The sequence below is a fragment of the Coprococcus sp. AF38-1 genome (assembly GCF_003603945.1).
In the GTDB taxonomy this organism is placed as follows: Bacteria; Bacillota; Clostridia; order Lachnospirales; family Lachnospiraceae; genus Coprococcus; species Coprococcus aceti.
Genome location: NZ_QVGO01000002.1, coordinates 69,968 through 84,476, shown reverse-complemented (window position 1 = coordinate 84,476; position 14,509 = coordinate 69,968). Strand labels below are relative to the sequence as shown.

The window sequence follows — 14,509 nt, the reverse complement described above, 5'->3', positions numbered from 1 at the left end:
CAGGTGGCGTACAATGTACCAGAAAAATGGAAAAAGTTATTTGAATATTATCTGAGAGGTGAGAAGATTGACAGAGGACAGATATGAACATATAGTACATCCATTTCCCCCACTATACGACGAGAAATCAAGGATACTCATACTGGGAAGCCTGCCATCGGTGAAGTCCAGGGAGCAGATGTTCTTCTACGGACATCCGCAGAACAGATTCTGGAAGGTCATCAGCAGAGTGCTTGGCGAGAAACTTCCGGTGACCATAGATGAGAAGAAAGCCATGCTGCATGCACACCACATAGCCCTGTGGGATGCAATCTACAGTTGTGACATCATAGGTTCAAGCGACAGCAGTATAAAGAATGTTACGCCCACGGATCTGTCGAAGATAGTGGAAGCTTCCAAGGTTACAAAAGTGATATGCAACGGCAAGACCTCAGGAAAGTATTATGCAAAATATCAGCAGAAGATACTTGGCATAGAACCTGTTGTACTTCCGTCCACAAGCCCGGCAAATGCTGCGTTTTCGGTGGATAAGTTGGTTGACATCTGGGGCGCTGAGATACCGGATATATGCAAATTATAGACAGAAGATAAACTCATACATAACATTTTCTAAAGCTTTCTGTAGAATGATGTACAACGAGTGAGAATATGTTATCATAGAGACCGCACTAGGATGCCGGACAGACATCCATGGTGTTCACACAATAATATAACGAATTAAAAGGAGAGAGAAGAGATGGCATTAAGTTTTATCGAGATACTTAAGGTAGTATTCCTTGGTATCGTGGAGGGTGTCACAGAGTGGCTCCCGATCAGTAGCACAGGACATATGCTTCTTGTGGATGAATTTATCTCACTGAATGCGAGCACTGATTTCAAGGAAATGTTTTTCGTGGTGATACAGCTTGGAGCGATACTTGCTGTCGTGACCATATTCTGGAATAAGATGTGGCCTTTCCAGCTCAAAGACAAGACACAGCCTGTCATGAAGAAAGATACCTGGAGTATGTGGTTCAAGACAGTTGTTGCATGTATACCTGGAGCGATAGTTACGATACTGTTTGATAATTACATAGAGGCGCATTTGCACACAGCGGTTGTCATAGCGATTGCCCTTATTTTCTATGGAATAGCATTTATTGTGATTGAGAACTGGAACAAGACCAGAACACCGAAGGTTGAGACGCTGAACGACATAACATACAAGACAGCGTTTCTTATAGGCATGTTTCAGGTGCTCTCCATCATACCGGGTACATCCCGTTCAGGTGCCACCATCATAGGCGCTTTGCTGATCGGCGTGTCCAGAGTGGCAGCCGCAGAGTTCACATTCTTCCTTGCGGTTCCTGTCATGTTCGGACTCAGTGCATTGAAGATGATCAAATTTGGCCTGTCATTTACAAGCGCAGAATTTGCCATACTTATCATAGGTTGTGTCGTTGCATACCTTGTATCCATTGTTGTCATCAAGTTCCTGATGAGCTACATCAAGAAGCATGACTTCAAGATATTTGGCTGGTACAGGATCGTGCTCGGAGTTATAGTTCTTGCATATTTTGCCTTATTTGCATAGCTTATAAATAAATAAAATCAAAAATTGCATAATATATATAGTATGTGCTATAATGCCCATGAATTGTGCATTATAGCACATATTAACATTGTGATAAAATTTTATGGGAGAAGAAAGATGGCAAAGGTTTCAATCATCATTCCAACATATAACGTAGAGATGTATCTGGTGGAGTGTATGGATAGTGTTGTAAATCAGACATTGAAGGATATCGAGATCATATGTATCAATGACGGATCTACAGACAGTTCACTTGAAATATTAAAGGGATATGCGGAGAAAGACGACCGTATCATTATTGTTGACAAGGAAAATGGCGGTTATGGAATAGGCATGAATATCGGTCTTGATAAGGCTACAGGTGAGTATATTGGTATAGTTGAGCCTGATGATTTTGTGCCACTTAATATGTATGAGGAACTGTACAACAAGGCGGTTGAGAACGACCTTGACCTTGTAAAGGCAGATTTCTATAGATTTAAGCGCAACGATGACAATGGCAACATGACTTTGGTGTACAACCACTTGTCACCGAATGCAGAGGATTATAATGTTGTGTTCAATCCAAGCGAGACACCAAGTGCGATCCGTTTCATTATGAACACATGGAGTGGAATCTACAAGAGAAGCTTCATAGAGGAGTATCATATCAGACACAACGAGACTCCGGGAGCATCATTCCAGGACAATGGTTTCTGGTTCCAGACATTTATATATGCCAAGAGAGCTATGATAGTGAACAAGCCATATTATATGAACCGCAGAGATAACCCGAATTCATCTGTTCACAGCAGAGAGAAGGTATACTGTGTCAATGTTGAGTATGATCACATCAGAGATATACTTGTAAAGGATCCTGAGATCTGGGAGCGTTTCAGAGGCGTATACTGGCTCAAGAAATACCACAATTACAACGAGACGATCAGGAGAATCGGACCTGAATTCAAGAAGGATTATATAAGAAGATACAGCTCCGAGTTCAAGAGAGCAATGGAGATGCAGGAGATTGATCAGACTATATTTACAAAGCTTGAGTGGGCGAACATCCAGTTTATCATCAAGTCCCCTGACGATTACTATTATACAAGAATCGCATGTACAGACCGTGAGCGCAAGCTTGAGAGAGAAGTCAAGAGACTCCGTGGTCTGGTTCATCAGACCCGTGCAGATCTGGACAGAGTGAAGAAGACACCTACATTCAGGATCGGTGCGGTCATTATGTTCATACCTAGAAAGATCAAGAGTTTATTTAGTCGAAACAAATAGAGGTAAAGCTATGGGTACAAAGGTATCAGTTATTCTTCCTGTTTACAATGTGTCTGATTATCTGCGCCAGTGCATGGACAGCATAGTGGGTCAGACACTTAAGGATATAGAGATCATTTGCGTGGATGATGGCTCCACAGATGATTCTCTGGCGATATTGAAGGAATATGAGGCGAAGGATCAGCGTGTAAAGGTTATACAGCAGGCAAATGCCGGAGCCGGGGCAGCGAGAAACAAAGGCCTTGAGATCGCGACCGGAGAGTATCTTTCATTTCTGGATTCCGATGATTTCTTTGAGCCGGACATGCTGGAAAAGGCATGGAGCAAGGCTCACGAGACCGGAGCTCAGGTAGTTGTGTTCAGATCAGATCAGTACAGAGAGGATCTTCAGGAATTTGTTCAGGTCAGATGGACACTTCACGAGAAGGAGCTTCCACCGTACAGACCAATGTATTTCCGTAATTTCACGGGCAATATATTCAAGGTATTTGTGGGATGGGCTTGGGATAAGCTCTTCAGCAGGGAATATGTTGAGGAGAACCATTTCCGATTCCAGCAGCTCAGAACTTCGAATGATATGCTGTTCGTATTTTCAGCGATAGCATTTGCAACAAATATAGAGATAGTGGACGAGGTGCTTGCACACCAGAGAAGAAACAATCCAAAGTCATTGTCCAACACCAGAGAGAAGTCATGGCAGTGCTTCCACGAGGCTCTTGTGGCACTCAAGGCGGCGCTTGAAGCCCACGGCAATTTCTGGGAGTATGAGCAGGATTACATCAACTATGCACTGCATTTCAGTCTGTGGCATCTGGAGACCATCACAGGACCAAAGAAGGAGGTTCTGTTCAACAAGCTTAAGGAAGAGTGGTTCGAGGAGTTTGGTATCAAGAGTCTTTCAGAGGAGTGCTTCTACAACAAGACCGAGTATGGCAAGTACAAGGTTATCATGGATAAGACCTTTGAGGAGTACGAGAAGGCAACAGCATAGAAAAGAAAAAACAGTTTCACCAGTCGATTGGTGAAACTGTTTTTTTGTGGACAAATGTGTGTATCAGAACAGGTTCATAGCACCTATGATGCCCTGATTTCCCTCGAGCCCTGCGGGAACAATGTATGTGTCGGTGTCCTTGACCTGTGGCATGTCGATGTAACCCGACAGCAGTTCAGTGTAGTAATTGCGGATCATAGGGAACAGGAATTTGTTGTCCATGACTCCGCCGCCAAGGACGATCCTCTCAACTGAGTAGCACATGGTGTAGTTGACCAGTGCCTCAGCTATATAAAATGCTTCAAGATCCCATACCGGTGAGTCGGCTGGGATGTCTTTGCCTTTCATTCCGGTTCTGCGCTCAAGCATAGGGCCGGATGCAAGACCCTCTACACAGCTCTGGTGGAATCGGCAGGTACATGGTATATCATCGCCGGTTCGTCTAGGGATGAGGATGTGGCCTGTCTCCGGGTGTTCCATGCCGTGAATGAGTCTGCCATCGGATATTATACCGCCGCCGATGCCGGTTCCAACAGTGAGGTACATTCCCGAGTTGAGTCCTTTCAGTGCTCCGTACAGGTATTCACCCCAGGCTGCTGCGTTTACGTCTGTGTCCACCACAACCAGGCAGCTAAGCGCATCCGTAAATGCTTTGTAAAGGCTGAATCCCTCCCAAGCTTTCTTGGGACTCCTCATGATGGAGCCGTAGGTAGGGGAATTAGGATTGACGTCGGCCGGGCCAAATGTACCGATTCCGAGAGCGGATATGTCATATTTCTTAAAGTAATCTATCATGGCAGGCACGGACTGGTCAGGTGTGCCCGTCGGTATGGATATTCTGTCTATTATATTCTTGTCTGCATCGCCTATGGCACAAACCATCTTGGTGCCACCGGCTTCAAGTGCGCCGTAGTACATATTTCCTCCTTGGTGCCATGTTTATATGGCAGAAATTTTTCAAAATTATATACATTATATATGCCGTGTCACTTATCTTCAAGCCCGGATTTGCGTCGGTACTTGTGGAATATAAAAGAGACTTGGTGTACGCTTTTTTGGACACTTGACAAGATAAGATAGAGCCATATTAAGGTATATTTGGTAGTAAAAGAGTTCAGGAGGTGGCACTATGATAAAAGGATATTTTGTTTCGGAAGGGTATATGGGATATGTGGACGGAGAGTACCAGCTTTTCGCTGATGAAAGAGATTATGTTGAGTATATAGAAGATTAGCCATTTAGCTTCTTGACCTTAGCATAACTTATGTTATGATGAGGCATATGGGTTAATACACAGGGATTACAATACGGATGGTGCTGCTATGAAAATCTGCAAGGTGATTCATGAGTTTGTATATCATGGATAATCTAAATATATACAAGGAGCAAACATAGTGGAAAAGGTATTGAACAAAAAAGAATATGTTATGGATATGACAGAGGGAAGCAGTATGAAACTGATCATGAAGTTCTCAGTTCCGCTACTTATAGGCAATCTATTTCAGCAGGTATACAGCCTGGTTGATTCGATAGTGGTTGGTCGTCATCTAGGGGCAAATGCGCTTGGCGGTGTGGGATCAGTTGGAATGATCAGTTTCCTGTTTTTTTCTTTGTGCAATGGAATGGCATCTGGAATAGGTGTTGTCATATCAAGATATTTTGGAGCGAAGAAAGAAGAGCAGGTAAAAAAAGCCATAGCAAATGCATTGTTTGTCATATTGGCGGTTGGTGCACTCATGAGTATACTGGGATATTGCTTTGCGGGGCCTATTATAAGGCTCATGAAGACCCCTGCAGAGACATTTGACTACGCATATACATACATGAGTATCACCTGTGGATTTACGATAGCGGTGGCTATTTATAACGGAATTTCTGCTGTGCTAAGGGCACTTGGGGATTCAAAGACCCCACTTATATTTCTCATGATTGCTTCTGCCATAAATGTTGTGCTTGATATAGTGTTTGTCATATACATGGATATGGGCGTTGCCGGTGCCGCATATGCAACGGTTCTCAGTCAGATCCTGTCTAGCGTTGGCTCTATATGTTATGCGGTGAAAACCAATCCCTATTTCAGACTGAAGAGAGGCCATTTCAAGTTTGACAGAGATATAATGAAGGAAGATTTCAGTATCGGTATACCAATGGCGGTTCAGACTTCCATGATATCAATATCCTGCTCAATACTGCAGACCCTTATAAATGGATATGGTCCGGAGGTCATGGCTGCATATACTGCAACAGGAAAGGTTGAGGGAATCATATTCCAGCCGTTTAGTTCTCTGGGACTTGCATTGTCTACATTTGCAGGACAGAACTGTGGCGCACGCAAGTACGAAAGGGTGCGCAGAGCGGTATGGCAGACAGAGCTCATCACGCTGGCTCTTGGCGCAGCAATGTTCTGTCTGGTAGCAGTTTTCAGGGAAAATGTTGTGGGATTTTTCGTGACGGAGGAGAATGTCATAAGGCTTGGCGCGAAGGGACTTGTGATATCCGGAAGTATGTATATTGCACTTGGAACGATATATACCATGAGAGGCGCATTAAATGGAATGGGGGATGTGGTGTTCTCCATGCTGAATGGTGCTCTTGAGGTGGGAGGAAGGATAGTATTTGCGCTGATACTGATGTATGTGTTAAAGATGGGATTCTGGGGAGTGTGGTATACGAATATATTTACATGGATTGTGATAGCACTCACCGCATCTGTGAGATTTGCTGTGTATATAAGAAAGTGTCAGAGAGAAGATGACGGTACGGAAAATGCATAGATAATAATTAATATAGCAAGGACGCCTTTTTGGGGGCGTCCTTCTTCGATTCAATCACATTGATATTCCAAGGGATATAGGTGTTATGAATTAGCATACTTTATATTTTGACAAAAATTCAGCGCTATATTATCTTTAATACAGAATAAACAGGAGATGACCATATATGTCAGGGGAAAAATCAGTGGATGTTGAAAAAATAAATAATAATGAAAAAGGCTTTGAACCGGCGCATATCAGAAGTGTGATCTCGCTGGCTCTGTTCAGCTTTGTATTTCTGGGTATGGAATTCTTCTTCGACAGCGGGGCTGCGGAGTTTGTGGATGCCAGAAGTGTTCTGTTGTATCAGAGCGTGATACTGCTGGCCAGTGCGGTGGGACTATTCATATATGCACTGATTGAGAGATATGTCGGCAGCAAAATCAAACAGATAATAATTATTACTTTGAATATAGTGGAGGTTGCCGCGCTCGCAGCGATAATACTGTGTTCCGGCAAATTGATACTGTTATATGGAATTATATTCTTTATTGTGTGTGGTGTTATGGGAGGACGCGTGTATCACGATGTGAGCCGCGATTATACGGATAGAAAGCATCTTACGGTAATTGTGGGAATTTCATATGCACTTGGACTGCTTCTGCAGTATATCAATTATAATCTTATAGACAGTGTGATCCTGCGTATGGTTATGTTCTCGCTGGCCATAGTGGCACTTGCAGTGATACTTTTTCTGGCCAGAGATGAATACGCAGAAGCGGAAGTGGACACATACATGGTAGATGAGCGGAACAAAACGGATTGCAAAGAAAAATGTGACGAAACAACTCCTGATAGCGGATCGGTGGCTGTGGCGCTTGTGATGGTTGTTCTTCTTATGACGTTTATATTTTCCGCACTGGATAATGTTGTGACCGTTGTCCACGCTGAGGGCGGGGCAGATGTGGGGCAATGGCCAAGGTTGTTTCTCGCATTAAGCGGAGTTGTAGCAGGCTTCTTGTTTGATATAAAAGATCAGCGCTTTATGAATCAGATGATGTACTGCGTTACAGTGTTGTCCGTTATAGCCATGCTTATCATAGAGTTTGGAGGGGCATTTATCATAGGTCTGATTGTATTCTATCTTGCAGCCGGATTCTTCGTAGTGTATTTCACGACAGGATTCATAAATGTATCCTATGGAATGCGTTGGTCAGCGCTTTGGCCTGGTGCCGGAAGGGCAGTCAACAACATTGGTGCGGGTATTGTGGGAATAATATCATATATGCTGATAGATTCACCCGGAATCATGGTTATGAGTGTAGTGGTCATATTGTTGCTCGTACTTATAAGCATTGCGGTATTTGTGCTTGAAAATCTACAGAAGGAACAATATAGACGATATGATGAAGAAAAAGTGACGAAATCGGCGGAGAATTCTAACGCAAGAGTTGAGGTTGATTTTGAATGCTTTGCAGATGCTCATCACCTCACTGGACGTGAGCGGGAGGTGTTGCAGAAGCTGCTTGTATCTGATGGCAGTGTACAGGATATAGCGGATGAGCTGTACATATCAAGGGCATCCCTATATAGGCATATATCTTCCATGAATGAGAAGACTGGAACGAAGACCAGAGTAGGCCTTATTCAGTATTATTATGGATGGCATGAGGAATGATGATTGCGTGAGAGTTGATTGCTATGGAAGTATAAGTGTGCCAGATTGAAAACATACATATGGATTAGATAAAAGTGATGAATGAATGCAAAATTGAATATATAGCACATATTGAGACATATGTAACGTTACGAAAACGACAGCAGATGACTATAATCTATGACATAAAACAACAGGTGAGAGAAGCCTTTTGCCTGTAGACGGAAAATATCATAGAAGGGGGAATGACTATGAAGCATTTCAGAAGATTGACATTTCTGCTGTCGTTTATTTTTATTCTGACGGTAGGCGGTGTCACGGCGATGGCTGCGAACAATGGACCATGTGAGGATGAGGAGTGGAGCTTTGCATATGTTGAGTTCTACAATCCGGATAATAACGAAGCGATATATGTGTACAGCTTCAGGACTCCGCAGGCAGGAACAACTACCAGTGCCAAAGGTGCGGTGTATGACAAGAGTACGAACACTTTGACACTCACCAATTGTAATTTGCCGGATTACAGGGTCGTTACCAATATGATGGGCGATGATTTTAAGATCAAGCTCGTGGGAACGAGTCATGTAAGTGCATTGTATGCATGGGGAGATGGATATGGCGGTTCTGTGGAAATCGTTGGTGACGGTAAATTGTATGTCAACGAGAAGCAGAAGTCAACTGACGCAATAGTTTTACAGCCGGAGGGAACAAGATCATACTTCAAGATAAGCGGAAATGCTGAGGTACACGCATTTGCGGGAAAGACGGACGGCAACCTTGTTCTGGCCATGAACACAACGGTTGCAGATTGTTTTGCTGTAAATGGTTTGACCGGTCTTCAGAAGACACAGGCAACCAGAATGAACTATGAGCAGATACAGAGCATAGAGATTGATCTGAGCGGTGAAGGTGACATTTGTCAGGTGTACAAAAAAGCTGATGATAAGAAATTGTATACTGTGACGGAGGGGGTGCGTACCGAGTATAATCCAGATGGAACGATAAAGGCAGAGAATGTGCGTATATATACAGAGTATGAGCTCATGCCTATACCAGGAAACGATGGAAAGTATTATATGCATGAGCTGAAGACTACAGAGGGTACATTCAACGCTGAGGGGTGTGGATACACCGATACACAAGAATCTGTTGCCGGATATTCTTTAAGATCCTCTTCACCTGCATATGTGTACATTGAGGAGAAGACGGGCGATAAGTGTGTATTTTTATATAATTCAATAGATAATAACTACAAAGATTATGCATATTTCAAATATGACATAGCAGGTGTACTTGGCGATGTGACAGACAAGTATGGAAATGTGTCATCATATTATATGGTGGAGAAGTCAGAAGACAATGTTTCATTTACAAGAGACCAGTATTACAGCAATGAGTATATGTTGTCACAGGGTTACAAGGTATCCGGTGAGCTTGAATATATACAGAACACTTACGTGGTGTATAGTAATGCCGCGTCTGGCGTCCTCACAGCAAAGACGACCGTATGTAAGCACGCCACAAAGGTGAACACTGTGACAACAAAAGCAACAATGTCGAAGGCTGGCGTCATCACCACAACGTGTAAGTCATGCGGCAAAAAGCTTTCGACATCCAGAATATCCAAGGTGTCTACAATTAAGCTTAATGCGGCTTCGTATGTATATAATGGAAAGGTCAGAACACCGGCGGTTACAGTAAAAGATGCCGCTGGGAATATTCTGACAAAGAATAAGGATTACAAGGCCACCTACAGTGCGGGGAGAAAAAATGTAGGAAAATATTCGGTCAAGGTCACATTGTGCGGAAATAAATATAAGGATTCGAAGACAATGTATTTCACCATCAATCCGAAGGGAACCACCATTGCTGCGACTGCGTCCGGCAAGGGCAGCATGGCAGTCAGATGGAACAAGCAGATGACACAGACAACGGGTTACCAGTTACAGTATTGTGCAAATAAGAATTTCAGAAGAGGCACAAAGGTAAAGACTGTAAGCAAGAACAAGACGATCAGAACAAGTGTCAGGAAGCTTGCGAGTGGAAAGACATATTATGTACGTGTGAGAACCTACAAGACAGTAAAGATAAATGGAAAGTCAGTGACATTTTACTCTGCGTGGAGCAAGGCGAAATCAGTTAAAGTAAAATAGCTTAATAACATCCTTTTGAACAACGGGGCGTATACAGAACATAACAACAGTTTTGTATACGCCCCACTTTTTGTGTGCAAAAATTGCAGATGGTATTATAATATACAAAGGCGATGTGAAGCTTCAGCCATGTACAAAGATGGATGACTGGTGCTTCAGTATACAGACAGGAGTTATTATGAAGAAAATACTTGTGGCGGTTGACTCGTTCAAGGGAAGCATGACTAGTCTTGGAGCGGGGAATGCCATAGAAAAAGGAATAAAGTCCATATTGCCGGATGCAGAGATAAGGGTTCGTCCGGTGGCGGATGGCGGTGAGGGCACGACGGAGGCCATTATATATGGAAAGAATAACGTCAGCAGGGGGAGCTGTGTTGTGACAGGGCCGCTGGGGAAAAAGATCACTGCGGAGTATACGATATACGATGCTGCGGATGGAAGAACTGCTGTTATGGAGATGGCCGTTGCTGCGGGACTTCCTCTTGTCCCTGAGGATCAGAGAGATCCGATGCACACTACTACCTATGGTGTTGGCGAGATGATAAGGGACGCTATCTTAAAGGGATGTGAGCGTTTCATTGTCGGAATCGGAGGAAGTGCGACAAATGACGGCGGCATCGGAATGCTTCAGGCGCTTGGATTTTCCTGCCTTGACGCGGATGGTCATGAGGTGCCATATGGGGCAGAGGGGCTTGGAGTTCTTGAAAGGATTGTTATTCCGGGGAAGATGCTTGTCCGTAAGAATTCATCAGAGCTGGCTGTAGCAGATCCTGTCGATACGCCAATTGTAGGCACTGCTGCGATATCTGGTGCAGGTGCTGTTGATGAGTCATGTGTAGATGATGATGATGACTTTGCATCCAGATTATTGCACTGCACATTCAGTATTGCCTGTGATGTGACAAATCCCCTTGTGGGTGAGCTTGGTTGCAGCCGGGTATTTGCACCACAGAAGGGGGCAGATGCGGAGACTGTTGAGCTCATGGAAGAATACATGAAGCATTATGCTGATATTGTAGAAGAATCGGTAGAAGGTTTGAGCAAATCGGCACAGCTTATTGACTGTGGATATGAAAAAACTGACGTAGATACAGAGACTGTAGGTGAAAATGAAACAGGAAAATTCGACAGGTATACACCAGGCGCCGGCGCTGCGGGCGGACTTGGATATGCGTTTCTCATGTTCCTAGGTGGAAAACTTATGCCGGGAATAGATATAGTTCTGTCAGAGATAGGGCTTGAGGCGGATGTAGAGTGGGCAGATACTGTCATAACCGGTGAGGGCAGGATAGATGCCCAGACCATGATGGGAAAGACACCGGCGGGAGTTGCAAGGCTTGCAAAGGAACATGGTAAATATGTGATCGCTATAGGAGGATGTCTTGGGGATGGTGCGGAGAACTGCGTCAAAGAAGGATTGTTCAATGAGTGTTACGCAGTGAACAATGTGCTTGGTATAGATGATAGTGATTCGGAGCAGGTGAGAACGGCGATGAAGCCTGAAAATGCTGCGGCGAATCTGACGACGTGTGCCGCAAAGATCACAGAACTTAAGGAACAGATGTCGGCACGTGTGTGCAGACCTGCACGGCTTAGATAGATATGGTATTTTTACGAGGAGGATAAAAAGATGACAAGAGAAGAAGCGTGGGAATTACTCACAGAGTACAACAAGGATGAGTTCCATCTGGAGCATGCACAGATCGTAGAGGGAACCATGAGGTATTTTGCAAGGGAGCTTGGTTATGGCGATGAGGAAGAGTTCTGGGGAATAGTCGGACTGCTTCACGATCTGGACTTTGAACAGTATCCTGAGCAGCACTGCATCAAGTCCCAGGAGATCATGAGAGAGCACGGTGTCGATGAGAGAATCATACATGCGACGGCAAGCCATGGCTATGGTATCACGGTTGACATAAAACCAGAACATGAGATGGAGAAGGTTCTCTATGCTGTGGACGAGCTTACAGGACTTATCGGAGCGGTTACACTCATGAGACCATCAAAGAGTGTTCAAGATCTGGAACTCAAGTCAGTTAAGAAGAAATACAAGAGCAAGGGATTTGCTGCGGGATGCTCCAGGGAGGTCATCGAAAGAGGTGCAGATATGCTTGGTTGGTCACTTGATGAATTGATCACCAAGACTATAGAGGCACTCAGGACATTCAGACCATGATCGGGGGTATAAAGAAAATCGGAGAATTTGTCCGCAAAGAGACAGTGCTCACCGTGGCACTTCTGCTGGCGGTGATATCGGCATTTATCGTGCCTCCGGACAGTGTGTATGTGGACTACATAGATTTTAGGACACTTGCGATACTTTTCTGTCTTATGACAGTGGTCGCGGGATTTTCACAGCAGGGGATGTTTGGCATCATAGCGAAAAGTATGATAAATCGTATGGGGTCGCTCCGGGCGGTGACAATTGTCCTGATATTCATGTGCTTCTTTTTCAGCATGTTTATCACAAATGATGTGTCGCTCATAACATTTGTACCGATGACACTTACGGTCCTTGGTATGGCAGGAGAGGAAGTACTCACCAGATGGATGGTGCCGGTGATAACCCTCCAGACCATAGCTGCGAACCTTGGCAGTATGCTGACACCCATAGGCAATCCGCAGAACCTGTATCTGTACGGACTTGCAGGGATCAGCGCAGGCAGGTTTGTATTGCTCATGCTGCCATATACAGTGGCATCGGCAGCGCTTCTTGTGATATGGATCATAGTATGTATGAAAGGAAAAAACAGGCAGCTTGAGATCAGACTTTCAGGCAGTGATATACAGGTGAACAGGAAGCTGGTGGGTATATATAGCATACTATTTGTGCTGTCGCTGCTCACCGTGGCGCGGATCGTCCCATACTGGGTGACATTTGCGGTAGTGCTTGTGGTAGTCCTTATATGCCAGAAAAGATTGCTGCTGAAGGTAGACTATTCGCTGATATTCACATTTGTGGGATTCTTCGTGTTTATCGGAAACATGGGAAGAATAGAAGGATTTAGGACATTTGTGGAGAGTGTTCTTGGCGGGCATGAGATGATCACATCAGTACTTGCAAGTCAGGTCATAAGTAATGTGCCAGCGGCGGTGTTATTGTCGGGATTTACAGATAAATACACAGATCTGATAGTCGGTACCAATCTCGGAGGACTTGGAACTTTGATTGCATCCATGGCAAGTCTGATCTCATTCAAATACGTGGCGAGACAGGACAAGGGCGCCAGAGGAAGATATCTGGCATACTTCACATTTGCAAATGTGCTGTTCCTGGCGGTACTAATATGCATTTGGAATATAATAAAATAAACGTGCCTTACGATGAACAATATTCACTGCTGTCGTACATTGTGTAAGACTATTTTAGCCAAAAAAATATTGCCCTTAGATGGCAGTAGTCATAAAATAGAAAGGTAAGTTTCTTCAAATTAAGGAGGCAGATAATATGAGTAAGAATCTTGGTGCAAAACCTATGCTGGTGCCACAACCGGTCATGATGATCGGAACATACGATGCCGATGGCAATGCAAATGTCATGAATGCGGCATGGGGCGGAATAGTCGGAGCAAATGAGATCATATTTGACCTTGGAAGTCATAAGACTACCGAGAATATAAAGCTGAACAAAGCGTTCACAGTTGCCATTGCTGATGCAGAGCATGTGGCAGCCTGTGACTATGTGGGAATCGTGTCGGCAAATGACGAGCCAGACAAGATGAAGAAGGCTGGTTTTACAACCAGAAAGAGCGAGTTTGTAAATGCTCCAGTCATCAACGAGCTTTCACTGACAATGGAGTGCAAGCTCAAGGAGATCATAGACGGGGACAAGTTCCTCGGCGAGATTGTAAATGTTGTTGCAGACGACCGTATCCTGGGCGATGACGGCGAGATCACATATGAAGAGTTCCATCCGATCGTGTTTGACACCATCGGACATGGATATTTTGCACTCGGCGACAGGGTTGGCGATGCTTTCTCAGAGGGTAATAAGTTGAAGTAGACAAGTTTGTAACTTGGGAAAATCATCAAATTGTACATTGTAACATGAAAAAATTAGCCGTTTTTGGAAGAAAAACCTTAATTTTTCAAGCAAATGTTCAATATACATATGGA

The 14,509-nt window shown here is 44.1% G+C and carries 12 protein-coding genes; 11 read left to right on the top strand and 1 reads right to left on the bottom strand.

Annotated elements, in window-relative coordinates:
- Positions 1-67: 67 nt before the first annotated feature.
- The 4 genes from DW025_RS02990 (at position 68) to DW025_RS02975 (ending at position 3,830) form a co-directional block, all read left to right on the top strand.
- On the top strand, positions 68-580 hold the full coding sequence (locus DW025_RS02990) for a DNA-deoxyinosine glycosylase (protein ID WP_192934988.1): 513 nt from the start codon (positions 68-70) through the stop codon (positions 578-580).
- Positions 581-736: 156 nt separating this feature from the next.
- Positions 737-1,573, top strand: a complete 837-nt coding sequence (locus tag DW025_RS02985) for an undecaprenyl-diphosphate phosphatase (protein ID WP_015533460.1) — start codon at positions 737-739, stop codon at positions 1,571-1,573.
- Positions 1,574-1,690: 117 nt separating this feature from the next.
- Complete coding sequence (locus DW025_RS02980; protein WP_015533459.1) at positions 1,691-2,839, top strand: glycosyltransferase family 2 protein; 1,149 nt, start codon at positions 1,691-1,693, stop codon at positions 2,837-2,839.
- A 10-nt stretch (positions 2,840-2,849) separates the two neighbouring features.
- Positions 2,850-3,830, top strand: a complete 981-nt coding sequence (locus tag DW025_RS02975) for a glycosyltransferase family 2 protein (RefSeq protein ID WP_117551264.1) — start codon at positions 2,850-2,852, stop codon at positions 3,828-3,830.
- Positions 3,831-3,893: 63 nt separating this feature from the next.
- Here the strand turns inward: DW025_RS02975 and DW025_RS02970 are convergent, their stop codons facing one another.
- On the bottom strand, positions 3,894-4,748 hold the full coding sequence (locus DW025_RS02970; protein ID WP_117551266.1) for an ROK family protein: 855 nt from the start codon (positions 4,746-4,748) through the stop codon (positions 3,894-3,896).
- Positions 4,749-5,224: 476 nt separating this feature from the next.
- Here DW025_RS02970 and DW025_RS02965 point away from each other — a divergent pair, with 476 nt between their 5' ends.
- From DW025_RS02965 to DW025_RS02935, 7 genes are all read left to right on the top strand, one after another.
- Positions 5,225-6,604 carry an MATE family efflux transporter gene (locus DW025_RS02965; RefSeq protein WP_243104876.1) on the top strand — a complete coding sequence of 460 codons (1,380 nt, stop codon included), beginning with the start codon at positions 5,225-5,227 and terminating at the stop codon, positions 6,602-6,604.
- 166 nt (positions 6,605-6,770) lie between these two features.
- Complete coding sequence (locus DW025_RS02960; RefSeq protein WP_119998646.1) at positions 6,771-8,261, top strand: helix-turn-helix domain-containing protein; 1,491 nt, start codon at positions 6,771-6,773, stop codon at positions 8,259-8,261.
- A gap of 230 nt (positions 8,262-8,491) precedes the next feature.
- Positions 8,492-10,393 (top strand): fibronectin type III domain-containing protein, encoded by a 1,902-nt coding sequence (locus DW025_RS02955; protein WP_165854737.1) that lies wholly within the window; start codon positions 8,492-8,494, stop codon positions 10,391-10,393.
- A gap of 178 nt (positions 10,394-10,571) precedes the next feature.
- A complete protein-coding gene (locus DW025_RS02950) occupies positions 10,572-11,993 on the top strand; it encodes a glycerate kinase family protein (protein WP_165854736.1) in 1,422 nt (473 codons plus the stop codon).
- Positions 11,994-12,023: 30 nt separating this feature from the next.
- Entirely contained in the window at positions 12,024-12,569 is a 546-nt protein-coding gene (locus DW025_RS02945) for a domain HDIG (protein ID WP_022216309.1), read from the top strand.
- Entirely contained in the window at positions 12,566-13,705 is a 1,140-nt protein-coding gene (locus DW025_RS02940) for an SLC13 family permease (RefSeq protein ID WP_119998640.1), read from the top strand. Before DW025_RS02945 ends, DW025_RS02940 begins: the two co-directional genes overlap by 4 nt.
- Positions 13,706-13,841: 136 nt before the next feature.
- Positions 13,842-14,396, top strand: a complete 555-nt coding sequence (locus tag DW025_RS02935) for a flavin reductase family protein (RefSeq protein WP_015533453.1) — start codon at positions 13,842-13,844, stop codon at positions 14,394-14,396.
- Positions 14,397-14,509: the final 113 nt, after the last annotated feature.

Bases quoted from the DNA above. Each gene is read 5' to 3' on its own strand.
- DW025_RS02970 (WP_117551266.1), bottom strand. From the start codon at position 4,748: ATGTACTACGGCGCACTTGAAGCCGGTGGCACCAAGATGGTTTGTGCC.
- DW025_RS02945 (WP_022216309.1), top strand. From the start codon at position 12,024: ATGACAAGAGAAGAAGCGTGGGAATTACTCACAGAGTACAACAAGGAT.
- DW025_RS02985 (WP_015533460.1), top strand. From the start codon at position 737: ATGGCATTAAGTTTTATCGAGATACTTAAGGTAGTATTCCTTGGTATC.
- DW025_RS02980 (WP_015533459.1), top strand. From the start codon at position 1,691: ATGGCAAAGGTTTCAATCATCATTCCAACATATAACGTAGAGATGTAT.
- DW025_RS02935 (WP_015533453.1), top strand. From the start codon at position 13,842: ATGAGTAAGAATCTTGGTGCAAAACCTATGCTGGTGCCACAACCGGTC.
- DW025_RS02940 (WP_119998640.1), top strand. From the start codon at position 12,566: ATGATCGGGGGTATAAAGAAAATCGGAGAATTTGTCCGCAAAGAGACA.
- DW025_RS02960 (WP_119998646.1), top strand. From the start codon at position 6,771: ATGTCAGGGGAAAAATCAGTGGATGTTGAAAAAATAAATAATAATGAA.
- DW025_RS02955 (WP_165854737.1), top strand. From the start codon at position 8,492: ATGAAGCATTTCAGAAGATTGACATTTCTGCTGTCGTTTATTTTTATT.
- DW025_RS02975 (WP_117551264.1), top strand. From the start codon at position 2,850: ATGGGTACAAAGGTATCAGTTATTCTTCCTGTTTACAATGTGTCTGAT.
- DW025_RS02950 (WP_165854736.1), top strand. From the start codon at position 10,572: ATGAAGAAAATACTTGTGGCGGTTGACTCGTTCAAGGGAAGCATGACT.